Annotated in this window: 20 protein-coding genes, 1 pseudogene and 1 riboswitch; of the genes and pseudogenes, 8 read left to right on the forward strand and 13 right to left on the reverse strand. The window is 53.2% G+C overall.

Features of this window, described 5'->3' with window-relative positions; translation table 11 throughout:
• Nucleotides 1-125: 125 nt before the first annotated feature.
• The 3 genes and pseudogenes from OOZ48_RS15555 to OOZ48_RS15565 form a co-directional block, all read right to left on the reverse strand.
• A pseudogene (locus OOZ48_RS15555) lies at nt 126-3,200 on the reverse strand (efflux RND transporter permease subunit); the annotation flags it as partial.
• Entirely contained in the window at nt 3,197-4,729 is a 1,533-nt protein-coding gene (locus OOZ48_RS15560; RefSeq protein ID WP_269499736.1) for an efflux RND transporter periplasmic adaptor subunit, read from the reverse strand. The pseudogene OOZ48_RS15555 and the gene OOZ48_RS15560, both read right to left, overlap by 4 nt.
• Nucleotides 4,730-4,731: 2 nt before the next feature.
• Entirely contained in the window at nt 4,732-6,033 is a 1,302-nt protein-coding gene (locus OOZ48_RS15565; RefSeq protein ID WP_269499737.1) for a TolC family protein, read from the reverse strand.
• Nucleotides 6,034-7,361: 1,328 nt separating this feature from the next.
• Between OOZ48_RS15565 and OOZ48_RS15570 the strand changes: the two genes are divergently transcribed.
• From OOZ48_RS15570 to OOZ48_RS15580, 3 genes are all read left to right on the forward strand, one after another.
• Nucleotides 7,362-7,574 (forward strand): DUF2933 domain-containing protein, encoded by a 213-nt coding sequence (locus tag OOZ48_RS15570; RefSeq protein WP_269499738.1) that lies wholly within the window; start codon nt 7,362-7,364, stop codon nt 7,572-7,574.
• Nucleotides 7,575-7,648: 74 nt separating this feature from the next.
• Nucleotides 7,649-8,032 (forward strand): DUF4148 domain-containing protein, encoded by a 384-nt coding sequence (locus tag OOZ48_RS15575; RefSeq protein ID WP_269499739.1) that lies wholly within the window; start codon nt 7,649-7,651, stop codon nt 8,030-8,032.
• Between the two features lie 93 nt (nt 8,033-8,125).
• Nucleotides 8,126-9,094, forward strand: coding sequence for a F510_1955 family glycosylhydrolase (locus tag OOZ48_RS15580; protein WP_269499740.1), 969 nt, complete (start codon nt 8,126-8,128; stop codon nt 9,092-9,094).
• A 268-nt stretch (nt 9,095-9,362) separates the two neighbouring features.
• On the opposite strand, the gene OOZ48_RS15585 is transcribed toward OOZ48_RS15580, so the two are convergent.
• The 3 genes from OOZ48_RS15585 to merT are packed head-to-tail and all read right to left on the reverse strand — an operon-like array spanning nt 9,363 to nt 10,255.
• The gene (locus tag OOZ48_RS15585; protein ID WP_269499741.1) at nt 9,363-9,584 is read right to left on the reverse strand and encodes a GDCCVxC domain-containing (seleno)protein; all 222 of its coding nucleotides are present in this window, start codon (nt 9,582-9,584) and stop codon (nt 9,363-9,365) included.
• Nucleotides 9,581-9,865: a mercury resistance system periplasmic binding protein MerP gene (gene merP, locus OOZ48_RS15590; protein ID WP_269499742.1), complete on the reverse strand. Its 285-nt coding sequence runs from the start codon at nt 9,863-9,865 to the stop codon at nt 9,581-9,583. Before merP ends, OOZ48_RS15585 begins: the two co-directional genes overlap by 4 nt.
• A gap of 12 nt (nt 9,866-9,877) precedes the next feature.
• A complete protein-coding gene (gene merT, locus OOZ48_RS15595) occupies nt 9,878-10,255 on the reverse strand; it encodes a mercuric ion transporter MerT (protein ID WP_269499743.1) in 378 nt (125 codons plus the stop codon).
• Nucleotides 10,256-10,295: 40 nt separating this feature from the next.
• On the opposite strand from merT, the gene merR reads away from it, so the two are divergent.
• On the forward strand, nt 10,296-10,727 hold the full coding sequence (gene merR, locus OOZ48_RS15600) for an Hg(II)-responsive transcriptional regulator (RefSeq protein WP_269499744.1): 432 nt from the start codon (nt 10,296-10,298) through the stop codon (nt 10,725-10,727).
• A gap of 7 nt (nt 10,728-10,734) precedes the next feature.
• Nucleotides 10,735-11,793, forward strand: coding sequence for a DMT family transporter (locus OOZ48_RS15605; protein ID WP_269499745.1), 1,059 nt, complete (start codon nt 10,735-10,737; stop codon nt 11,791-11,793).
• A gap of 169 nt (nt 11,794-11,962) precedes the next feature.
• Here OOZ48_RS15605 and OOZ48_RS15610 read toward each other — a convergent pair whose 3' ends face one another.
• Nucleotides 11,963-12,379 (reverse strand): MerR family transcriptional regulator, encoded by a 417-nt coding sequence (locus tag OOZ48_RS15610; RefSeq protein WP_269499746.1) that lies wholly within the window; start codon nt 12,377-12,379, stop codon nt 11,963-11,965.
• A 67-nt stretch (nt 12,380-12,446) separates the two neighbouring features.
• Here OOZ48_RS15610 and OOZ48_RS15615 point away from each other — a divergent pair, with 67 nt between their 5' ends.
• Both OOZ48_RS15615 and OOZ48_RS15620 read left to right on the forward strand, forming a co-directional pair.
• A complete protein-coding gene (locus tag OOZ48_RS15615; RefSeq protein ID WP_269499747.1) occupies nt 12,447-14,573 on the forward strand; it encodes a heavy metal translocating P-type ATPase in 2,127 nt (708 codons plus the stop codon).
• 83 nt (nt 14,574-14,656) lie between these two features.
• Nucleotides 14,657-15,118 (forward strand): copper chaperone PCu(A)C, encoded by a 462-nt coding sequence (locus OOZ48_RS15620; protein WP_269499748.1) that lies wholly within the window; start codon nt 14,657-14,659, stop codon nt 15,116-15,118.
• A 101-nt stretch (nt 15,119-15,219) separates the two neighbouring features.
• Here OOZ48_RS15620 and chrA read toward each other — a convergent pair whose 3' ends face one another.
• Complete coding sequence (gene chrA, locus OOZ48_RS15625; protein ID WP_269499870.1) at nt 15,220-16,440, reverse strand: chromate efflux transporter; 1,221 nt, start codon at nt 16,438-16,440, stop codon at nt 15,220-15,222.
• Between the two features lie 274 nt (nt 16,441-16,714).
• Between chrA and OOZ48_RS15630 the strand changes: the two genes are divergently transcribed.
• Nucleotides 16,715-17,329, forward strand: a complete 615-nt coding sequence (locus OOZ48_RS15630; protein ID WP_269499749.1) for a class I SAM-dependent methyltransferase — start codon at nt 16,715-16,717, stop codon at nt 17,327-17,329.
• Between the two features lie 2 nt (nt 17,330-17,331).
• Here the strand turns inward: OOZ48_RS15630 and mntP are convergent, their stop codons facing one another.
• From mntP to OOZ48_RS15650, 5 genes are all read right to left on the reverse strand, one after another.
• Nucleotides 17,332-17,913, reverse strand: coding sequence for a manganese efflux pump MntP (mntP, locus tag OOZ48_RS15635; RefSeq protein WP_269499750.1), 582 nt, complete (start codon nt 17,911-17,913; stop codon nt 17,332-17,334).
• A gap of 5 nt (nt 17,914-17,918) precedes the next feature.
• A riboswitch (yybP-ykoY riboswitch) is annotated at nt 17,919-18,084 on the reverse strand.
• Between the two features lie 371 nt (nt 18,085-18,455).
• A complete protein-coding gene (locus OOZ48_RS18585) occupies nt 18,456-19,454 on the reverse strand; it encodes a TniQ family protein (RefSeq protein WP_442867599.1) in 999 nt (332 codons plus the stop codon).
• A 2-nt stretch (nt 19,455-19,456) separates the two neighbouring features.
• Entirely contained in the window at nt 19,457-21,220 is a 1,764-nt protein-coding gene (locus OOZ48_RS15640; RefSeq protein WP_269499751.1) for a TnsD family Tn7-like transposition protein, read from the reverse strand.
• Between the two features lie 18 nt (nt 21,221-21,238).
• Nucleotides 21,239-22,555 carry an ATP-binding protein gene (locus OOZ48_RS15645; RefSeq protein ID WP_269499752.1) on the reverse strand — a complete coding sequence of 439 codons (1,317 nt, stop codon included), beginning with the start codon at nt 22,553-22,555 and terminating at the stop codon, nt 21,239-21,241.
• The gene (locus OOZ48_RS15650; RefSeq protein WP_269499753.1) at nt 22,545-24,587 is read right to left on the reverse strand and encodes a hypothetical protein; all 2,043 of its coding nucleotides are present in this window, start codon (nt 24,585-24,587) and stop codon (nt 22,545-22,547) included. Before OOZ48_RS15650 ends, OOZ48_RS15645 begins: the two co-directional genes overlap by 11 nt.
• Nucleotide 24,588: the final 1 nt, after the last annotated feature.

Below are 24,588 nucleotides of genomic sequence, written 5' to 3' on the forward strand. Positions count from 1 at the left end.
TCAAATCCGCGCTTGATCCGGCCAACCGCCGCCGGCGTGGTCACGATCATCGGAATCAGTGGTCACGATACCGGACTGCCTGGTCACGATGCCGGAATCAGTGGTCACGATCAACCGGAATACCCAGACAAGAGGGGCGCCGTCACCATCCCGCCGATCATGGGTGCGGCGATCCGCTGCATGACTTCCGAGCCGGTTCCTTCACCCAGCATGATGGGAAATAGCCCGCCCAAGATGACGGCTACCGTCATGGATTTGGGCCGAACGCGCAGGACCGCTCCTTCTTGAATCGCCTCCAGCAGCAAGGACTCGGTCAGCGCCATGCCGACCTGCAGTCGACTGTTTAGTGCGGTTTTCAGATACAGCAGCATGACCACGCCGAACTCAGCCGCGACGCCGACGAGGGCGATGAATCCGACTGCCGTGGCGACCGAGATCGCGTGACCGAGCAACCAGATCAGCCAGAAGCCACCGACCAGAGCAAACGGCACGGTGAGCATTAGTAGCAGGGCATCGGCCGCCGAATTGAAGGTCATGAACAGGAGGACGAAGATCAGGGCAAGGGTCATGGGGATGACCATTTGTAGCGTCGCCTCAGCCCGTTCCAGGTACTCGAATTGACCAGACCACGCAATTGAATACCCCGCTGGCAGCGTGACATTCTTGGCCACGGCCTGCTGCATGGCTTTGACCGCAGAGGAGAGATCCGCGTTTTGAATATCCACATAGACGTATCCCGTCAATCGGGCGTTTTCACTGCGTATCATGGGTGGGCCATCGGAGATCTTCAGGTTTGCGACGTCGCTAAGGCGGATCTGGGCCCTCTTGTCGGTGACGATAGTGATCTGGCGCAGCTTTTCCAATGAGTCTCGTATTTCACGCGGATATCGAACGTTGATAGGGAAGCGCTGACGACCATCGATCACTTCGCCTACGTTTTCGCCACCCACCGCCGAGGACACGACCGATTGGATATCCGTAATCGCCAGGCCGTAGCGAGCCGCCGAGAGACGGTTGATATCCACGTCGATGTAGTGGCCGCCGTTCAAGCGTTCCGCCAACGCAGAGGTCACACCCGGTACATTTTTGACTGCTGCTTCGACCTGTGTCGCGATTTTGTCGATTTGCGCCAGATCGCCGCCCGAGATCTTGACCCCGACGGGTGTTTTAATCCCTGTCGAGAGCATGTCCAACCGATTTCGGATGGGTGGCACCCAGACGTTAGTCAGGCCGGGTACCTTAACGGTTTGATCCAGCTCAGCGATCAGCTTTTTGGGCGTCATGCCAGGGCGCCACTGATCGCGGGGTTTGAACTGGATAGTGGTCTCAAACATTTCGAGCGGAGCCGGGTCAGTAGCGGTGTCCGCTCGACCAGACTTGCCAAAGACCGTGGCCACCTCGGGAACTGTCTTAATCATGCGGTCGGTCTGCTGCAGCAGTTCAGCGGCCTTTTGGGCAGAAATTCCAGGCAGAGCCGTAGGCATGTATAAGAGATCCCCTTCGTCCAGTGCCGGCATGAATTCACTGCCCAGGCGTGATACAGGAACCAAGGTGACCGCCAATGCAATAACGGCGAGCCCAATGACGACCCAAGGTCGCCTGAGCGTGGCATTGAGCAGGGGGTGGTATAGCCAAATCAATAGGCGATTGATGGGGTTGGACATTTCATGGGGGATGCGGCCGCGAATGAAGTAGCCCATGAGCACGGGCACGAGCGTGACCGAGATCCCCGCTGCGGCCGCAATCGAGTAGGTCTTCGTGAAGGCCAGGGGCGCGAACATTTTCCCCTCTTGCCCTTCGAGCGAAAACACAGGGATAAACGACAGCGCAATAATAAGGAGAGAGAAGAAGAGCGCAGGCCCGACCTCCGCAGTGGAGGTTGCAATCAGCTCCCAGCGTTGGGTCGCTGTAATCGGCACACTGGGGTGCCGTTCCTCGTACGCCTCCAGGTGTTTATGTGCGTTTTCTATCATCACGATGGCCGCATCGATCATTGCGCCGATAGCAATCGCGATTCCGCTGAGCGACATGATGTTTGCGTTAATGCCTTGGTAGCGCATCACAATGAACGCGGCTAATATTCCCAGCGGCAACGATAAAATAGCCACCAAGGCGCTGCGTAGGTGAAATAGAAATAAGGCGCAGACCAGTCCGACGATGATGAATTCCTCGATGAGCTTATGCGTCAGATTGTTCACCGCTCGTTTGATCAGTTGCGATCGGTCATACGTCGTGACTACCTCGACACCAGCGGGCAAGGATTTTTTTAGATCGGCAAGCTTGGTTTTGACTGCATTGATGGTGGTGAGGGCATTTTTCCCAGAGCGCATCACAATGACGCCGCCAGCAACCTCGCCTTCGCCATTGAGTTCAGCGATGCCACGACGCATTTCCGGTCCAATCTGAATGCGCGCCACGTCGCCCAACAAGACTGGTGTCCCGGTATCGTTCGTGCGGAGTACTACATTCCTGAAGTCCTCCAGAGAGCGTAGATACCCGGAGGAGCGCACCATATATTCGGACTCTGCCAGCTCGACCACCGAGCCGCCCGATTCCTGGTTAGCCTTGCCCAGCGCCTCACCGACTGTCGCCAGAGTGATTCCGTAGGCACGCAGCTTATCGGGATCCACAACCACCTGATATTGACGCACCATGCCGCCGATCGAGGCGACTTCGGAGACGTCTGGCACTGCCTTGAGCTCGAACTTGAGGAACCAGTCGTTAAGTGCTCTGAGCTGCCCCAGATCGTGCGTCCCAGTGCGATCCACCAGTGCGTATTCGTAGATCCAACCTACACCTGTGGCATCAGGTCCGAGCGAAACGGTGGCTCCTTGAGGAAGCCGGCTTTGTACTTGATTCAGGTACTCCAGTACCCGGGATCGAGCCCAATACTGATCAGTGTTGTCATCGAACAGCACATACACGAAGGCATCGCCAAACGATGAATATGCTCGGATGGTTTTGGCGCCTGGCACGCCGAGCAAGGTGGTGGTGAGCGGATAGGTCACCTGGTCCTCGACCACCTGCGGGGCTCTGCCCGGGTAGGATGCCTTGATGATGACTTGGGTGTCGGAGAGATCCGGCAATGCATCGACCGGTGTGTTCAGGAGGGAAAAAGCACCCCACGCGGCGATCACGAGCGTTGCCAAGAGCACCAGAAAGCGGTTATGGATCGACCAATGAATGAGGCGCGCAATCATTGTGTGCCTCCCGCGATTGGTTCAACCTGGGTCAGTTGGTATCCATCGCTTGATTGCTTAAAGACGAAGCGAACCGTTTGGCCGGCCTCGATATCGGGGAATGCGGCCGCAGAAGGCTTACCGAACGTCATGGTCATTGCAGGCCAGCTCAGGGCAGGAACCGGCTGGTGTGAAAACGTGATGCCAGAGGCTGTGACGTGCTCGACTTTGCCGGTCGTCTCGTAGACTGGTGCAGGCGTAGCGGACGCCGAGGCGGCGGAACTGCCCGCGCTGCTCATGGTGGGGTTATCCGTCAGCTTGGGGAGGACGGACTTCAGGTTCGCTTCCGAATCGATCAGAAACTGGCCGGATGCCACGACCTGTTGACCTTCACTCAGTCCGCTTAGTATCTCGGTGTTGTTGCCCAGATCCTCGCCAATCTTGACTTCGACAGGTTGTAGACGACCGTCGGTGTTCTTAACGATCACGATGGACCGCTTCCCGGTTGTAATCACGGCTTCGGAGGGGACGATCAGGCGCGGAGTGGCGATCGCCGCACTGATGTGAGCGCGCATCAGCATGCCCGGCGTCATCCCGAAGTCGTCATTGTCGATTTCGAGGCGGGCCTGGAGCGTGCGACTGGTGCTGCTGATTCCTGGCAGGATCTCGCGGATGTGTCCTGTGAAATGCTGTGTAGAGTCTCCCGCGAATACGGCGTTCACGCTCATACCCTGGTGCACCTCAAGAGCCATTGACTCCGGTATTTCGACCACGAGCCAAAGTTTGCTCAAGCCAGCGACCTTGGCCAGCGTTTGTCCCGGTGACACCATCGCACCGTTACGCACGTTGAGCTCGGCGATGACGCCTGCCTGCGGCGCGCGTAAGGTCATGTGGCTTTGCGCTTTGCCGGTTCGATCAATCGCATTGAGGATGTCCTCCGGGATGGACATTGCCCGCATACGTGCACGCGAGGCTGAGAGCATGCCTCGATCAGCATGGCTTTGCTTTAACGCTAGGTATTCTTCCTGCGGTGCGAGCCAGTCTGGTACGAACAAGGAAGCAATCGGGGCGCCTTTGGCGACTTGCTGCATCGGTGCATTCGCGTACAGCTCATCGATATAGCCCGTCACACGGGACTGGATCACGACTGCGCGGGACTCATCGAACTGTGTTGTGCCCACCGCATCGAAACCGTTCTTGGTTTGGCGCTGCTGGGCGGTCGCATAACGAATGCCCAAGTTCTGCTGGAGCGTTGGATCGACCTTAATGCCGGTGGCACCGCCTTCGTCCGCATAGACGGGTTGCAGCGCCATATCCATGAAGGGCGATTTTCCCGGCCTATCGAAATGCTGGCTCGGGACCATCGGATCGTGCCAGTACAGGACTTTTCGATCCGACTTGCTGTCTGCCTGATCACTCGCAGTAAAGGCCATAGCAGAATCGGGTGGCGTGCTCAGGATATGGCGAGACCCGAAAACATAGCCGACGCCAAGCAGTGCAGCGATGACAACGAGCGCAAATAAGGAGCGTGCCAAGTTAGCTTGTCGCATGTTCATTCCTTTTGGCCGATCAGATTGTTGGTGGAGACAACCTGGTATTCAAGCTGGGCCCAGACCTGGGCCACGTCGCGTTCGAGATCCACAACCTGGAGTTGGGCATCCAATTGCGCGCGTTTGGCGTTGAATACGCTGGCTAGCGATCCCGAGCCCGCTTTGTAGGCGGCTGCCGCGAGTCGGACTTGCTGGGAGACTGCGGGCAATAGCGTGTTGTTCAGGCTGGCGATTCGTTCGCGCCCATTGGCGAGCGAGGTAGACAGGCTTTGAATGTTGGCGTGAACCTGACGCTGGGTTTCTCGCAGCATCAAACGTGCCTTGTTGCCAAGGGCCGCTTTTTCAGCGACATCCTGATCCTGTCTATTCGCCCGAGAAATGGGCAGTGGGATGCTAACTCCGACGGAGACCATGTTTGAGTATTGGCTTCCCCGCTGTTGGTAGGTCACGCCCCAAGTCCAGTTCGGCGTTCGATTGCTGCTGGCTACCGATGTGTCGGCGTCCGCTACGTAAATATCACGCTCAGCCGCAAGGAGCTCGGGTTGAACCTGGTTCAGTTCCTCCTGTGTAAGATCGGCCACGTGGGATTCCAATGGCGGTATGTCGCCTGCGATCGCAGTCACCGGGGCGGCCACCCATCGGCTCAACGCAATCAGCGCCGAGCGGGAAGTCTGCTGCGCCTTAAGCAACTGGTCTTTGACCTGAGAGCGCATGATTTGCGCTTGTGTCACATCGTCTGCGCTCGCGCTGAGCCCGCGATAGGAGGCGCGAATCGCTGCGAGCTCATGGGTCATGTGCTCAACCAAGGCATTGGAGAGCGCAAGGGCCCGCTGCGCATACGCCGCGTCAAGCCACGCGATTGCCGTCTGTTGGCGCGTGTTTGCGAGCTGCACCAGCGTGGCTGCCTGCTCTCTATCGACAATGCGATTTGCAAGGCTTGAACGGCGCTCACGTTTGCCAGAAGAGACCCATTCCTGCTCGATGCCGACGTAGCGCATGGTCATGAAATCTTGCGTGAGCGAGTAGCGATCTGGTCCGTTGATCGGCAGGTTATCGACCCCGGCCTTGAGCATAGGGTCGGGCAATTGATCAGCTTTGACGGCGGCGTGAGTGCTGGCGAGTACGGATGATTGGCTGGCCTGTATGGCCGCCGAGCGCTGAGAGGCTTGGTAGAGGGCGGTGTCGAGCGTCAGGCCGCCGTTCTGGCCGTAGGCGCTTGCGCTGGCGAGCGCCAGTAGCGCGCACAGAATACGAGTGCGCATCACGGCGCGCTGCGATACGAGCGCGCGTAGTGGTTCGAGCATAATTAACTCCGAATAGGCGAACGAAAACAAGGCACGGCGTTCACCGTGGCCTTGGCAACGAAAATCGGAGTCAGGTCAAATGCGCAGCCGGAGCGTCAGGAGGAAGAGTGGGTCATCACCACTGTCTGAAGCTGACGCAGGGTCATAAGCGGCTGGCTGCCAAACTTGTGGTGCAAGGGGTAGAGGGAGGGGGTAAGCGACGAAAAGAACAGGCTCGGACGCCAAGGGTTGCGCTATGGCATTCGTGGCCTGTTGTTCATCCGAGAAGTGCTGCGCGCACAGCAAAGGCTGTGCTTCGTCGATCATCTTGGAGTGATCAGCCGGCTGAGTGCAGTCGGCGCCATTCATCTGAGATGCTGAGGCCTCAGCCTGTAGCTGAGGCAGAGGGCAAGCGTAGCCTGCCAGCACCACACGCGAGAATAGGAGCGTTGTGATTAGCAACACTAGAATTAACGATCGATGGGTACTGGAGTGTGGGGAATGCATGACGAATGAGGAGCTGCAATTGGACGAATTATGAACCTTAGGAGCATCTACAGTCAACGCTTACCACGCAAGGTTAAATACTCTGGCTAGTGTTGCAGTATTTTTTCAAAATGTGCTTGACCTTCCTCCGGTGGTAAGGTTTAAGCTAAAAGCATATTAACGTTAGCTCTGATACGAGTTCCACAAAATATTAGTCACATTATGAGAAATATCTCGCGCAACTTACTGATCAGCATCGCGTATATCGTGGTGCTGATGTTTGGTTTGTTGACGCAGTCCGCGCAAGCCTACGCGGAATCCAACAATGTGAAGACCACTCAGATGGCAACAGGCCAGATGCCTTGTCACCAGAGTATTGATGGCTATTCCGTGAAGGGTTCAAAATGCCTGTTTGCCGGCCAGGCGAGCTCGGAGATATGCATTACCCAAGCATGGATGCTCCGGTCTGAAGCACCGTATCCGTCATCAAATCCAGAACTCGTAATTATGGTCTGGAGACCGGAGATTGTGTCGGTCTTTCAAGTCATCTCGACAGCCAGTCCTGCCTCCCCGGCAGTTCGTCATTCTCGACGTAACGGCTCCCTCGCTATTCTGTACTGTAGCTTCCAAATTTGATCCGCAAGTGCTAGCTCCCATACGTTGCCAATGCGGCACGTATTGGGGGGTACGTGTGTCTGCGTATTTGCCACAGACACGGTATTGACCTGATACCCCTTATTTAATAGCACAAAGCAGTGCTCATTAGACGCTGCTTGGGCGTAATCGCTGTGCCGACGCATTGTGCGTTCGATATTAGCCGCGTTACGTAGCAGGATCAAAGGAATTCAAATATGAAGTGCGATATGAAAACCATGGTTAAGGTAGGCCTCACTGTGGGCTCGCTGCTCGCCATTGCCTATTTCACGCTGCCCGCTGCGCGGGTGCTTATTTCAGCATCCGCCCCATTTTTTCTTTTTCTCATTTGCCCGTTGACGATGCTTTTCATGATGAAAAGCATGAACTCATGCCATAGGGAAAACGAGGTAAAGACAGAAAAAATTCAGCTTGATAAATGAAAACGCCTAGCGTTGATGCGAGGATGGCGCACTACGCCAAATCGATATTTTTCTAATAATAATTGGAGTATTTTATGAAAACCAAAATGAGTGTCTTGATGATTTCCTTGTTGTTAGTCGCAGGAATCGCGCAGGCCGCTAATTCTGATGCCGCTACGTCAGTCTCTAAAACTAGAGCTCAGGTAATCGCTGAGTTACAGGAGGCCAAGGCTCTCGGCCTCTTAACTCAGGGTGAGCGGGCGTACCCGCCTGAGCAACAAGCTGTCAGCTCCAAAACCCGCCAACAGGTGCTGGCTGAGTTGGCTACGGCTCGCGCCGCAGGCACGTTGAGCCATGGCGAACCACTCGTTTACCCACCTCGCGTTCCCGACCTTAATCCCAAGACGCGAGTCGAGGTACTGGCCGAGCTTGATGCGGCTAGGCAGTCAGGTGAATTGTTTAAAAATGCCGGACGCTAAAGGTCTATTGATTAAAAAGACTAATGGTTGATTGTCCAGGCCCCCAATCTATTGGATGAGTTGGAGGCCTGGGCATACCTTATCGGAACAAAAATGACTGATTTAAAGAAAATAGCCACTCCGGCGCTCGCCGCAGCAGGGATCGTGGCCTTATCCGCACTAGGCTGGCAACCGCTCGCCATCGCGGCGCCAACAGCGATAAATAACGCAGGCGCGTCAACCAAGCTAGAGGCTGGAGCGCAAATCGAACTCATGCACATCCATGGCCTTTCTTACAGCGCCGATGGCAAACAGATTCTCATCCCGAGTCATCACGGTATAGCCGTTTACGCGCAGGATCACTGGTCAGTAATGACAGGTCCAAAACATGACTATATGGGTTTCTCTGCAACACACGATACGCTCTACAGCAGTGGGCATCCGGCGCCTGGATCGGGTCTGATCAATCCCTTTGGTCTGATCAAGAGTACTGACGGTGGCCAGAGTTGGCAAAAGCTGGGACTGGAGGGTGAGTCAGATTTCCATACATTGGCCACGAGTTATGGAACTAACACCATCTATGTGCTTAATCATCAGGCAAATAGCGGAATGAAAGCGGCCGGAATTTACGTCACACGATCCGAAGGGGCAAAGTGGAGTCGGGCCACTGCCAATGGGCTAAAAGCTAAAATTAATAGTCTGGCTGTCCATCCTAATAACGATAAAATTCTCGCCGTTGGCGCTGGGGATGGACTGTATTTATCACGCGATGCAGGTGATCATTTTGAGCAAATAATCGGCGCAAAACAAGTGCTTGCACAATGGTTTGACCTGGATGGCAAACGTCTTTGGTTTAGTAACTATGCTGGTGGGCCAGCGCTTAGCTGGATTGCCCTAGCTGGTGATGCGAAGGTCAATACAGTTCAAATCCAGGTAGCTAGCGACGACGCTATCGCCTATATCGCGCAAAATCCCCTTAAACATGACGAATTCGCGATCGCAACCTTCAAGCGGAGCGTTTATGTGAGCCACAATCAAGGCATGACCTGGACTCAGATTGCCAAGGAAGGGGCGACATTATGAATGAGCAAACACGTGTCAATCTAGCTAATTTCAGCCGCTCTTAATGAGAAAAGCATGGAAAACAAACTGGTGAAAATACTTCTTATTGTGCTGGCAGCAATCGGCCTGTTTGCTGTCATTGGATTTGTCGGTATGGCAATTATGATGGGCGGGATGATGGGGCGATGAGTAGAAAGGACGGGGTGTGGCACTGGCGCATCTTAGTACACCTCGTCCTAGAAGCAATAACAGAATTAACGTTAGCGATGTTGAACTCTTATCGACTGGCTTAGTTGCAACAACTGCTCTGTTTCCCTTGACCCTGAACTGGTGGACACGGCACCGAGCCGTAGGAGCAGTAAACACAACAGTCTCCAGGCTTAGGCTTTAGTACGGTATGGCACTGTTCGCACTCGTAGAACCACTGGCAGGCGTCGGTCGGCATGGTTTCCGTTTTGGTATACCCACATTCCGGGCAAGTCAGCGTCGATTCCAGGATAACGGCACTCATTTTGCATGCTCCATCAATATCGAAGGATAGCCTGCGTTCGTCGTAGCTTGCACAAGGGCATCCACGGAGGTCTTAGTACTCTCGTACGTCACGGTAGCCAGCCGTTTTTCAAAGCTTATTTCTGCCTGACTGACACCCGGCACCTTGGTGAGTGCTTTCTTCACCGTAATAGGGCATACCGGACAGTCCATCGTCGGTATAGATAAAGTAACAGTCGTGGGAACGGCCCAAGCTGGAGCGGTCAGTATGCTCAATGCGGCGGCTACAAGCATTTTTTTCATGACTTCTTCCTTCTAGTAGAACCATGGGGCGACGTAGGGGAACGCAAGTGCGCTCAGCGTTAGCCCGGATACGGTGCCGAATAACAATTTATAGATACGCTTGACTTGCGGTGTGGCACAAACATTCCCAGATGAGCAGACCAGGACAGGTCGCCAGATGCCTCGCCAAGCAAAGAACAACGCTACTAAAGCCACGCTCACGAAGACAGGCCGATATGGTTCGAGCACTGTCAGATTGCCAATCCATGCCCCTGAAAAGCCCAGTGTGATCAGTACCAGTGGTCCCAGGCAGCAGGTCGACGCCAGGAGGGCAGCGATACCGCCCGCAAGCAATGCGGGATGCTTGGCCTGTGTCGTCGTCGTATTTTTGCTCGTGGAATTTATTTGCATGGTGTAAGCTTACTTCTGTACTTAAGTACAGAGTCAATCAATGAAAAAAACCTCAAAAACGCTGACGGTAGGTCTGATGGCGCAGGCGGCCGGAATTAATGTCGAGGCTATTCGCTTCTACCAGCGCAAGGGTCTGATGCCTCTACCAGAGCGCGCCTATGGCCGTATTCGCCGCTATACCGACGCTGATCTTGATCGGGTGCGTTTTATCAAAGCATCGCAGCGGCTGGGTTTTAGCCTGGCCGAAGTAGCCGAACTGCTGAAGCTTGACGATGGCATGCATTGCGAGGAAGCGCGTGAGATCGCCGAGCATAAACTTCTAGACGTACGCGAAAAACTCGCTGATCTGCAGCGCATCGAAAGGGCACTGGATCAACTCGTGGCCCAATGCGGTTCAGCGCACAATGCAGTCAAATGTCCGCTGATTTCAGCATTGCACGAGTCAAGCGAATATCTCACCAAATCTCTATAGAGTTCGCATGTCTACACCTCACTGGAAGCAGAATCTACGTCAACCGGGCGTGATATCCGCTTTACTGGCGGCGCTGCTTTTCGGAGCAGGGACACCTCTGGCTAAATTATTGCTTGAGAGTGTCAGCCCCTGGCTGCTGGCTGGCCTGCTGTATTTAGGCTCGGGCATTGGGCTTACGCTTTATCGCCGCTTGACGCGCGCGCCAGCAGTGCGGCTACCGCGCTGCGAAGTGCCTTGGTTGCTCGGAGCCATTGGCGCTGGAGGTGTGGTCGGTCCCGTTTTGCTCATGCTGGGTTTGACAGGGATGCCGGCCTCAGGTGCCTCCTTGCTGCTCAATGCAGAAGGCGTGTTCACGGCACTTTTGGCGTGGTTTGTCTTTAAAGAGAATTTTGATCGCCGTATCGCGTTCGGCATGGTAGCGATTGTGGCAGGGGCGCTGGTGTTGAGCTGGCCGGGCGAAGCGCACTTTGCCGGAGTTTGGCCCGCATTGGCGGTGCTCGGGGCCTGTCTGGGGTGGGGAATCGATAATAATCTGACGCGTAAGGTCGCGCTCACCGATGCCACGTGGATCGCCTCGATAAAGGGGCTAGTGGCTGGCATCGTGAATTTGATCCTGGCGTTTATTTTGGGCGCCTCGCTGCCTGCGTGGCCAAGCCTGGCTGGCGCCATGGTGGTGGGCCTTTTGGCGTATGGCGTAAGCCTCGCGTTGTTCGTGGTCAGCCTACGTCATCTGGGCACAGCGCGTACCGGAGCGTATTTTTCAGTCGCACCGTTCTTTGGTGCTGTATTGGCAATTGCTCTGGGCGAATCGGTCACCGTGCCCTTGCTGGTCGCAGGGGCCTTGATGGCCGTCGGGATTTGGCTGCACTTGACTGAGCGCCATAGCCATAGCCATACCCATGAAGCGTTGGAGCATGAGCACCGACATACCCATGACGAGCATCACCAGCATTCGCACGATGTGCCTGTCGCGCCGGGTACAGCGCATAACCATTGGCATCGTCATGAGCCGTTAACTCATGCCCACGAGCATTTTCCAGATGCCCATCATCGACATAAGCATTGACTGCGCTTCGCGCATATCTGCATGGTTGATGCTGATTGCCATCGTGGCCGCCGCAGCCTTATTTGTCTATAAAAACGTCAGTGCTGGAGCACTTATCGGAGTAGTCTTTGAATCGTTGTGGTTGCACTAAATTTGTTCAATGTAGGTAAGGATTGGACTCTTGGGTCAATCATGCCAAGCCGGCTGAAGGTGAAAGTGACTCGATGATGCGGCATTCCGCCACCGTGCCGCAACTACACTGATCGATCAAATTGTCGAGTTCGGCTTTCAGGGCGTGTAGATCCTGTATCTTTTGTTCGACGGCCTTTCGATGCTCCATGGCGATCTCGTCAATCGCAAAACAAGATCGCGATTTATCGTCGGAGAGCGATAGCAGCGTGCGTACCTGGGATAAAGAGAATCCTAGATCTCGTGCCTTCCTGATAAATCCCAGTCGCTGCAGGTGGTCAGCTTCATAAGCGCGATAGTTGCTCTTGGTGCGCTCAGGCTTTGGAAGCAATCCCTCGCGCTCGTAGTAGCGGATGGTTTCGATATTGGTACCAGTTGCCCGAGCCAGAACACCGATGGTCAGTGTGCGTGCGTTCATAGGTTTGACCCTGTAGTTACTACGGGGTTTATCATACTGTCGTTATCAATTTCTTGTCGAGTCCGCCATGTCCAGCGCCAAAGCCCTAAAGCTACGCATCGAGGGGATGGATTGCGGCGCCTGCGCAGTCAAGATTGAAAACGCCATGAAGCGGTTGCCTGGCGTTACCGATATCAATGTCAGCTATGGTCGGGAAAGTTTGGCCTTGTCATTTGATGAAGACCGCAGTAGCCAGCACAATATCGAAGCACAAATCCGTGCGCTTGGATTTACTCCGGTTGGCGAGGGGGCTGTTGGCACTCGAGCGTCAGCCGCTGAACGGGAGTCGCTGCCTTTCTGGGCCGGGAAAAAAGCCAAGTTGGTGTGGATGACGGGGCTGGCTTTCGCCGTAGCCGTTGGCGTAGCGCAATTTTTCCCGCAGTGGGAGCGTTGGGCGTACTCCGCAGCCGCATTTGTTGGCATTATTCCGGTCGCTCGACGAGCTTACGCCAGTGCCATCACGGGAACCCCGTTCAGTATCGAAACGCTCATGTCCGTGGCGGCCCTCGGGGCCCTTGCGATTGACGCCGCCGAAGAGGCGGCGGTAGTGATATTTCTATTTGCGGTGGGCGAGCTGCTCGAAACGGTGGCGGCCGGGCGGGCACGTTCCGCGATCAAAGCACTCATGGATCTGGCGCCAAGACAGGCAATCCGCGAACGAGAGGGAAAACTTGAAACGGTGCCCGTAGAGCAACTGGGGGTTGGCGATATCGCGATCGTCAGGCCGGGCGATCGTGTGCCATCCGACGGTGCTGTGCTTGAAGGCATATCCGAGGTGAACGAGGCTCCCATCACCGGTGAGTCAGTGCCCGTGGCGAAGGAGCCCGGTGCAAATCTCTACGCCGGTAGCATCAACGGTAATGCCGAGCTGCGCATGTCGATCTCGCGCACAGCAAGCGACAACACTATTGCGCGAATCATTCATATGGTCGAAGAGGCCCAGGAGTCCAAGGCCCCGCTGGCGCGCTTCATTGACCGGTTCAGCAGCGTTTACACGCCCGTTGCGATGCTGGTTTCCTGGCTGATCGCTATCGTGCCGCCCTTGTTGTTTGGCGCGGATTGGATGACATGGATCTATCGCGGCTTGGCTACTTTGCTTATTGCCTGCCCGTGCGCGTTGGTCATTTCTACTCCTGCGGCAATCGCCTCTGGCTTGGCTGTTGGGGCGAGGCGTGGATTGCTGGTCAAGGGCGGGGCGGCGCTTGAAATACTGGGCAAGGTCAAAACAGTTGCATTCGATAAGACCGGCACACTGACAGAAGGACACCCCCGCATTGTTGACATCGTAGTCCTCAACGGCACTGAGGATGAGGTACTAGCTCGAGCCGCAGCGGTGGAGCTCAAGACCAGCCATCCCTTAGGCGCGGCTATCGTGGCGGCGGCCGAAGCACGGAACTTGGAGTTGCCTCAGAGTTTTGGTGGGGCATTGGCAATTCCCGGCAAGGCGGTCACTGCTCGTTTGAAGACGGGGTTTGTCTCGGTTGGTTCGCCGCGCTATGCCGAAGAGCTCGCTCCCATCGAAGAGTCTGTTCGGCGTACTATTTCCGCGCTTGAACAAGAAGGCAAGACGGTGGTCGTAGTACTGGCGGGTAAACAGGTTGATGGTCTCATCGCTCTTCGTGATGAACCGCGCCAGGACGCTGCGCAGGCATTAAAGCGCTTAGCGGGCATGGGCGTCAAAACTGTCATGCTAACGGGCGACAACCGTCGCACTGGTGACGCGATTGGGCGACTGCTCGGGGTTGGCGTACAGGCCGAACTACTACCTGAAGCTAAGCTGGCTGCCATTGAAGCGCTCAAGCAGGATGGGCATGTGGCGATGGTGGGAGATGGGATTAACGACGCCCCCGCATTGGCTACTGCTTCAGTGGGTGTGGCGATGGGAGGCGGGACAGACGTGGCGCTCGAGACAGCTGATGCCGCACTACTTCAGAACCGGGTCGCGGGCATAGCAGATCTAATCGACTTATCGCGTGCTACGTTGGGCAACATCTGGCAAAACATTAGTCTGGCATTAGGCTTGAAGGCGATCTTCCTCGTGACGACGGTGCTGGGTGTGACTACGCTTTGGATGGCCATCCTGGCGGATACGGGCGCCACCGTCCTCGTTACAGCGAATGCACTACGCTTGCTGCGTTATCGAAGCCGAGACTGATCACGTGTGGCCAAACTACATTTCAATCCATATTTTTTTAACTTAAAGGTGCTCCATTGATCAGAACACGATTCAGACATTGCGTGATTGTCGCTCTGTTGGCAGCAATCATTCCGATGGTTCAAGCGGCGGAGCCCTCCACCATTACGGTGCACGATGCATGGGTTCGCGCGACACCCCCAGGCATCCAGGTAGGGGGTGGGTATGTGACGGTGACGAATACCGGCAAGCAGGCCGACCGTCTGGTAGGCGCGAGCTCCCCGCTGGCTGAAAAGGCTGAGATCCATGTTTCGGAAACCATTGACAGCATGGCACGAATGCGCTGGTTGAAGGACGGGGTAGAAATCCCCGCAGGCAAGGAAGTGATGCTGGCACCAGGAGGCATACACCTCATGTTCATGGGGTTGAAGCAAGCCATCATTAAGGGTGAGGAGGTTCCCGTCACACTGCAGTTCGAGCAGGCAGGAGAGATTGACGTGCTGCTGCGTGCGGCGAAGATCGGTTCGCTCAAAGCTCCAGCCGAGGATGTCACCCATGCGCATTGAGAGACAGAATATAGGCGGCTCATTGGCCTTCACTTGAAAGCGTGTCATGATTGACACCAAGGTATGCATACGCCAGTGGGAGTTTTTTAACTATACCTTTCTTACACGAGAATACTGAGTAACCAGCCGCCTAGTCCACATCCCAACACAGTGAGCCAGGGCGGAAGGCGCCAGAACATCAAGGCAACAAGAGCCATTAACGCCAGTCCAAAGTCGGTGGGTCTATGGATCGCACTGGTCCATACAGGATCATAAAGGGCAGCCAACAACAGCCCAACTACTGCGGCATTCACGCCAATCAGCGCAGCTCGCATACGCAGGTTGGTGCGTAACTGTTCCCAAAACGGCAGCGCGCCCAACACAATCAGAAACGAGGGCACAAAGATGGCGACCAGGCAAAGCAGGCCGCCCAGCCAGCCATTTGGTGATGCCGTCATTGACGCGCCCAAAAAGGCGGCAAACGTGAAGAGAGGGCCTGGCACGGCCTGGGCGGCACCATAGCCCGCCAGAAATGTATCGTTGGCCACCCAGCCGTTAGGCACAACCTCGGCTTGCAATAAAGGCAAGATGACATGCCCGCCACCAAAAACCAAGGATCCGGCCCGGTAAAACACATCGAACATGGATAAGGCCTGGCTCGGCCAGGTCTGAACAAGCAGAGGCAGGCCAATCAACAGAGCAATGCATAGCGCCAGGAAAATGGCACCAGTACGACGGCTCACTGTAATATCGAGCGGCTCATGCGCCAATCCTTCGGTTGCTTTGAACAAAAACAAACCGGCGAGTCCTGCTGCGACAATCACGCTCACTTGGCTCCAAACGCCTGGCCATGCCAGGACTACGCAAGCCACGATAGCCATCATGGTCACTCGCAGGGCGCCCGTGCAGAGGTTACGCGCCATCCCCCATACCGCTTGGGCCACGACGGCTACCGCCGCAATTTTTAAGCCCTGCAGTATGCCGCCTGGGATAGCTTCGCCCCACGTTGAAATACCGAGTGCGAAAAGTATGAGCATGACCGCCGACGGGAGGGTGAATCCCATCCAAGCTGCGAGCGCACCGCCATATCCTGCACGAGATAGCCCAAGCGCCAAACCTACCTGGCTACTGGCAGGGCCAGGCAAAAACTGGCAAAGCGCGACAAGATCCGTATAGCTGTCGTCGCTGAGCCAGCATCGGCGGTTAACGAACTCCTCTCGAAAGTAGCCAAGATGGGCAACGGGTCCGCCAAACGAGGTAAGCCCGAGCCGAAGGAAAATGAGAAACACCTCCCAGGCATTAACCGCTTTAACAGATGAGCCGTGAGTCGTTAATGATGTCATTTTCACGCTTATTTTTCGTTCGGTTCTAACAATAATCACCACACAATACTTGAAGTTCTATGTTGTGTGGTTGCCTAGGTTGGCCCCAAGGATGTGGTAATTCTATCTGAGTCGATTCCCATGCCACGAGTTGGTAAGTTTGTTGAGAGGCCGTGCGTCATTGGTGCCGCAGATATTGGCGAAATGAGGATAAACTAAGGAGGTGAACTGGAAGAAGCCTTGTGGAGGCATCAAGCGTATCGCGCAGAGTAGATGTGCGATGAGAGGATCAGCCATGCAGTCAAAGGAACATTGGGATACCGTTTACGCCTCCAAGTCGAGTGATCACGTGAGCTGGTTTCAACCACACGCCAAGTTGTCGCTGAGGCTAATCAAGGAAGCTGGAGTACCTGCCGACGCATCTATTATCGATGTGGGAGGTGGAGCTTCCACGTTGGTTGATGATCTTCTAGATAGCAGTTTTTCCAATATTACGGTTCTCGACCTGTCTGCGACAGCCATGGCAGCAGCTCAGCAGCGACTCGGTAGCCGCGCGCGTGCTGTCCAGTGGAAGGAAGCAAACATTACCGAAGTACAACTTCCCAAAAATGCCTACGACGTCTGGCATGATCGTGCAGTCTTCCACTTCCTTATCTCGGAGCAGGAGCGCCATGCCTATGTTGATCAGGTTCTGCGTTCAGTCCGGCCGGGCGGACACGTGATTGTCGCCACCTTTGCCGAGGATGGCCCGACGCGGTGCAGTGGGCTGCCAGTCGCGCGGTACAGTTTTGAGGAGCTTCACGGCGAGTTTGGCGCCTCGTTCACGCTCATGCAGCATGTAAAGGAAGATCACCATACGCCATCAGGAGCCTTGCAAAGGTTTGTTTACTGCTATTGCCGCAAGAGCTGATTTCAATTGACCAGCGCGGTCGATAAATGCTCGTAGAGAATCATAGTACCGACCCCAATTAGTACGAGTCCACCGAGCATTTCGGCTTTTTTCCCGATGACGTTCCCTAGGAATCGTCCAACCATGATGCCGATAGTCACCATGACCGTTGTCGCCAGCCCGATAAGAAGCGCTGCTTCAACAATGCTGACATCGATGAAGGCAAGACCCACGCCGACGGCCATCGCGTCGATGCTGGTTGCGACAGCTGTCAGGGTAAGCGTTACGAAGGATTGATCTTTGGGCTCCTCTATACAGGCAGCCTCATCCTCTGTTTTGGTTCCCTCCCAGGTCATTCGCCCGCCCAACGCCAGCAGCAGAACAAAAGCAATCCAGTGGTCCCATTCCTCTATCCACGCAGCAGCTACCGAGCCGATGGCCCAGCCAATGACGGGTGTGATCGCTTCAATGATGCCAAACAGCAGGCCGATGCGCAGTGCCTGGAAAAAGCGGGGTCTTTGCATGGCTGCGCCTTTGCCAATCGCTGCGGCAAACGCGTCAGTGGACATAGCAAGGGCCAAGAGAACGAGAGAGGTAAAGCTCATGATGGGATCCTGGTCAGGCGGCCATGGCATATCTGCGCGCCCGACCAGATACGCAGAAATGTCAATGGTCTTGCCTACCTTTCGGCTATTCGTGCCACGACGGAAGTCGAGGATGTTGACACGAACTCTTCTGAATCGCTCAGAAGTTGGCTACTCCCCAAAGAGTGGCAGCCATTGTACTGTATTAGATGCGGTGATCAAGCGCGGATGGTACAGTATTGCGTGCTTCTGGACCGCAATATGATTCGACCCTAATGTCTGGCTTAGGTTGCTAATTAGATCGCCAAGGTGGCAAAGCTCAAGCTTCGATCGGTGATCAGTCGATACACACGGGATGACAAAAATGTAATCAAGCTGATGGCAAATTGTCAGTTTTGAGCGTAGCAAAGTATGGCATGATCAATCAGCTTAATCATCTGCTTCAATCTCAGATCCTGCGCTGTTTCTAGATGGTGATATCAGTCGGCGTAGATGTCTAGCATCACCTTCGTGGTTGTGGTCTAACACAATAATTGCCATATCGGAATCGCGCTCAGTATGCTTTATGCGAGCTTAGTGGCATGGTCTCCGTTTGGTGGATTTGATGTAAACAGTAATTTGTAGATATCTTCCGTAGAATCAAATATAGCTGCTAGCATCAGAAGTAAAAGCGGTGGTTTTATATTGCCGAGAAATTCGATTTGATTTAGCTCCATATGGTAGTTAAATTTGTCTACCTGCGCAGTCGGTGTTGTCAGTTCTCTGTAATCGGGTGAGAAATGGCGGTCGAGCCATATGCTAGGGGTGTGAGTATAAATATACTTGGGAAGATCGTTTTTTAGGTAGGTATATATGCAATGGTGCGATGGGTTTTTTTTATACAATCCCAATTTTACTAGACGTTCCAGAAGGTGCTTGTGGGCATTACCATACTGTATATGTGTCGCCTCATTTGTGGCTCGCAGAACGAGGGCTCGATATCGGGACAAGATGGGATGCATATTAGCCTGCATAAGGGCTTCATCCAATTGCTCGCCTTCTAAAGTAGCTGGATTAGGAGTTGTATATGCCTGCCTCCAAGACACTTGGCAGAGCGCCACTTCGTGGATGGGACATATATCGACCCCAGGAAGGTGGTGCTCTCTGTGCCAATAGGACATTCCGTACGCGAGTAAGTCTTGCTCTCGACAGTATTGACAGAATTTAAATGGATATGAGGCCGACGTGCTTTCAGAGTAAAAATTCGCAAAGGAGTAGACGGGAACTTTTGTCTCTTTTACTGGTGTTTGATCTGATATGCTGCGCCAATGCTTTGTCAGCGCAAGTAAAGTATGTCGCGTACGATACTCTGTTTCACTGAGCCCAGAGAAATACGCTAAGATTGCATGAGTATGTTTGGCAGTCCATGGATGGGCACAGCCTGCAGGGCGTAGCATCTTGGTTGCCCTGGAAAAAACTAGCGACTGATTATAGTGATCAGAACCTCCATACTCGTTTAGTACCCAGATACGGTATAGATGTCCGACGGCAAGCTCGTTTGGCAGTGGTTTGGAAAAGAGCATGGCTATGCTTTATAACGGTGATTCGAGTGCATTATGTGATTTTGGCGAATTTGTTCGATCACATTTCTCGTTTGTGGCAAACGATCTAGCTTCCCTAGATAGGGCTTAAGCTTCGGGATAACTTGGTATAGTTGCTGTAGCCGGACTGGTTTGATAGGGCTTTGCTGGCTAATAATTTCTTGCCCAATTTTTTCAATTAAGCACGCTAATTGCTCATCGCGTTTGCCCCAGTCAACACGAGCTTGGCTTGTAGGCAGATATTTGGGTATAGATGTCAGACTTTGAATGAGCCACTGTTTGTCATGTCGATACAGCCAAGAATAGTACGCAGGCTGTAAGGTGCGCAACTCTGTAAGTATAGCGTCTGGGTGCCTGGCTATAGTTTCCATCCAGGTGCGCTTAGCTATCATGCGCTGGCCTTCGATCCGTGCATCTCTCCAATCTTGATGTAGGCCCGATTCAGTCCGAAGAAGCCTCGTGATAGTTTGGATGGAAACCTGATGCCTAGCTGCCAGGATCGCTTTGTCTGCACCTGTGCGCAGCTCACAGACGATACTTTGTATGGTTGGCTTTGGCAGTTTTGATCGTCTATCTACTTGTACCCCTTGGCTACTGGCCCATGCTTGTGCGGTCGATACCGACACCCCGACTTGAGCGGCTGCTTTTGAAATTGTTAGCCCCATTTTGTTAACCAAATTTAGGAGTTCCTCGACGCGTAGGCTTTTGGTCGATGATGGGATTGTGCTCGCTGCTTTTGATAAGCCATAGTTAACGCGTTTGTAGGGAGGATGTGTGTATGCAAACCAGAACGTATCCCACTGCCCATAGAGCCAAAGAATGATCAAAAGATGTCTGAGCGGATGAGTAGACCGTTGAGGATGGCTTAGTAATCGCGATAGTTGCAGTTTTGCTCTGTCGGGGCTTAACGGTAAAGGGAGGTCAAGGCTAGATTCTTGCAGCGGAAGCAAGAATCGGAAATAGCTATCTGCGGCTTCTTTCAGTGCGATCTGAGTGTTGCCTCGCAATAGGCCATGTGAGTACAGAGCATCTCTATAGATAGCGCACAGTTTGATCGAATCAATATATGTGTCCCAAGAGAGGCTGTTGGCGCCAACAACAATATTCGCCAGTCGTTGTAATAGCGATTTTGCACAGAACGCGAGCGGATTGCTTGGGGTTTCGTAGAATGATCCCTTATGCGGTAGGTACCATAAAAATTGCCCGATACCAGTGGATTTTTTAGTGCTTTCTAGGAGCATGCATCCGTGAGTTGGACAAACCCATACGCCAGGTAGCTGATGCGTTAGATGCCAGTATGACGTACCAAACAGTAGTTGATCGTTGCTCATGCACGATGGGCATGCTTTAAGCGGATGATGCGCTCGCAATCCGCTAGACGGCAGCCCGAGGCGACTTTTTATAGCACTGGCGTGACCCTGGCTCAAGGTGTGTACAAGATCTTGCGCTTCTTGTGCAGATTTCCAACGAAGGAAAAATGGAAGAATCGTGTGCTTGTATATGATTTCTTCTGAGGTCACACCAAAATGGCCTTGTGTTCGTTCGACGAAGACGTTGATTCTGGATGCAAAGTCGTGTTGGCTCCCATGGCGAGGATGACCGAATAATTGTGAATTGCTGATGCTTGCCAATGTGTTGCCCGTTACGTAGTGATAGCGGCAACAGAGGCTATATAGCGTCTCGTCCTCGAACCAACATGTGATTGGTAGTCGTAGATTTAATTCAAGCAATTTCTCAAAGCTATCCATGCTGTAGCCTCTTGCACGCTAATTGATTGGGCGGCGACTTTGACGTCTATAAGCAGCCTGACGTAGCTCGTCGGCAGTGACCTTTCTTTTCCTTGATGCCTTTGGAGCTTTGGGCTGCTTGACGACACCCAGAGCTTCACGTTCTGCCGAAGGGAGTGCATCTGTTTGAACTTTCTTGGCCAATAATTGCTGCTGCAATAATTTCTGATGATCGGCAAGAACGGCAGCGGTCACTTTGGGCAATGGAAATGGACATTCGTATTGTTTATTGGCTTGAGTGTAAGGAGACAGCATGTCGGAAGCTTGTTCGCGAGCTGTCGCGTATTCAGTATGATCAAAAGCATTGCGCAGATCGGCTTCTGTGACTTGTCGCAGTCCCTTTTCCCATACCAAGTGGTAGGCCAGCGTTATTAACTGCACAGTTAAGCGTTTTAGCCCGGCGGTAAATTGATAAATTACGTAACGCTCGCGCACCAAGTCAATATGAAGACTGTCACCTAAAACTGCTTGGATCGCAGAAAGATATTCAGACCAGTCGGGCGAATCAGGTGTTGCTGGGAGCAAGATTTGCGGCCTAGAGAGTAAGCGTTGTCTGTCTTGCTCTGGACGCCTTTGAAGTAATCGACAAAGGCTATAGTTCGCGGCAAAAATAAACGGTAGACCAATGTATGCCATTTGGTATAAACATTTTGTCACCGAGGTGTTGGCGGTGCTGCTTTGTGTTAGAAACTGGAGTTCATCTAAGACTAAAAGTGAAACTCCGGATTTGTAGGCGATTTTGGCGCATAGAGGTACTATTTGACGAGGCCTCCCGTTGTTATCCCCTAACTGGGTGTGAACGAAAGGACTCAGTAGAGCAGTAGAAGTCGAGAGACTTTGAACCTGTATGTGCCAGTACGATTGCGTTGGTATGTTGTCATGGCCTCGCCCGATTTCGATCTCCGAAGCCACCGGTAGTAAACGCTTTAACGCTCGCAGCATAGAGGTTTTTCCAACACCTGCTGGCCCGGTTAGGCAAATAGGTGCGTGCCAATTAACTAGGAAATCATCGAGTGGTGTATAGATGTGACTTAAAAACTGTTGCTCAGTTTGATATACGCTTTTGCAATGAGCCCTCATGTCTCCAATGAGCTGGTGCAGAATTTTTAGATCTGCTGTCGTAGGGATATACAGCTCATTGAGCAAGTGGGTGATTTGATTCCTGATCATGTCACTTTGTGTGTTCATGAGGGAATTTGGTGATGGCGGTATTTTGGTTACACGCTGTTTTATTACGCTTAAATCGTTCAGTTCGTCGAATCTGCTGTTCAACACCTTTGCAAAATTAGGATTCATAGGATTTACCTGTCAGAAGGGCTTTGGTACCTTTGACGCTGGTACGTCGCTGCTGAGCGTGAGCAGAAGGAAGGCGTCGCGTAGTTTGCCGCGAATGCCATTGCTTCCCATTGTCTGTTTCGAATTTTCCCAATTGTTCGATAATTGCCGCATGAGTATGGGTACGCTGCTCCGCTTTCCTTTTCTTCAGGATGCCATCTTCATTCTGTAACTCTGCGTAGCTACGGAATAGCATTTGTGGGTCATCGCGAAGGTTTAGCTGCGCGTCCACCTCAATTAGTCGAGAGTCCACGCTGATCCAGATATGGCGCACACAAAGAGGAAGGAGGAAGGCCTCAAGGCGTCGTATTCCTGATCTGCCTGTGCGTTGCAGAATGCCAGTCTTTAGCAAAGCGTCTGAGTTGTATCTCTGCGATAGTAGTGTGACACCGTCGCGCCCTACAGATACGGTGACTTTTGTTAAAAATCGACGAGCAGCTTCATCGAAGGTGATCGTCAGGCCATCGTTGCGTGCTCGATCGTTCAGAAAGTTATAAATACCGGTAGGGTTGGGCGCAACCCCATGTCGCTTCATTTCCGGAGTCATGTGACCAATAGCGTTGGCGCTTTGATTTTCCGCGAGGAGCCTTCTGATCTCACGAACAGCCATTGTGTAAGGTGTCAAATTGCTGGTTTTATATCGAGGCAAGCCTTCTTGCTTCGTGACGCGCCTTTGCGAAGACTCAACGATGCCTTTACTTTGCCCCTGCCCGGACGGTGTGAATTCGCGAATAATGAGCACCCCTGCCTCATTGAGGTTTTGTGTGCCTGGTTCGCGTTTGATGCCTGGCCCCCGGTCAGTGATTAAATACGGTGATAGCCCGCTTGATGGCCATTGATGTTCTTCGATATTGATATTGAATAGGGCACAGAATTTTTTCTTCGATATTGCTGCACAAAATTGTGCAGCGTTATACGCCTCATTTGTTTCAGATCCGAAAGAAAATCCGATGCCGAGGCGCAATGCAGAGGCGGTGTCTACTACGCGAGCAACACATAGTGGTGGTAGAGGCTGGTCATCGATATAACTCTTGGGCCGATCTTCGCAAAAGTACGCGTCAGCCTCTACGCGCTCTAGTAGATTGCTGACAGAGCTTGAGAATTTTCCCCGGTGTTGCGCGTTACGCCGTCGATGTTTAGTTTCGCCCCAGCGCGCACGTTGAACTTCGGTAAGTCCAAAAGCCTTTTTAATCTGATACCTGTATTGATCTATGGTCGGAATCACGATGGTGCCACTGGATACAATTCGCTTGATACCATACTCGTCAGTAACGCTATGCGCGTTGAAGTCCCTAGCCATGGCTTCTTGATAGATGGAGGTCAGTGTTCTCCCGTCTGCACGACGTTTTTTGTAAGAGGTTTTAATTCTTTCTATATCCTCGGCAGTTAAGCGAAGGCCTGCAAGAGCGCCGCGTGCGATCGATGGGCGCCCAAGTTTTGCACGGCCAGGATGCTTGAGGCGATCCCAATGACCACAGTTGAAATAGCGTGGAGTTAGTGTCCATAAGCTTTGGCCAAAACATAGATATGAAAAAAACCATAATCGTATACGTTGTGCATTTAGTTTATTTGCAGTGGCGTAGCTATTGATCTCTTTTTCCGGATTGGGAGAACTCATGATCTGTTGTCTGCGCTCAAGCAATGGAGCGATTAGGAATAGGCGTTCTTCTGCTCGCTCTAGATCACTTTTCTTTTTTTTCCTATTTTTACACTGTAGATCAATCATGCTTAGGTCTTGGCCTTGCCTTTTTTTGAGAAACGGTGGCACGCCAATGCGGGCTGAAGAGTTCGTGATGATGCCGTCCGTGAGGCCAGTTTCAAATAAGTCACGCGGTAATGAATATAGATATGCCAGCGGCCGCCCATCGGCGGCTGTAAACAGAACAAGATGAACAATTTTCGTTGCTCGGTCGCTGCACAGCAGATAGTATGTGAGGCCAGCTTCAAGGAGCTGAAAGCCTTTGGGAGCAGTAAGAGGAGTACCAACTTGCATC

The organism is Castellaniella sp. S9, from assembly GCF_027257175.1.
Lineage (GTDB): Bacteria > Pseudomonadota > Gammaproteobacteria > Burkholderiales > Burkholderiaceae_B > Castellaniella.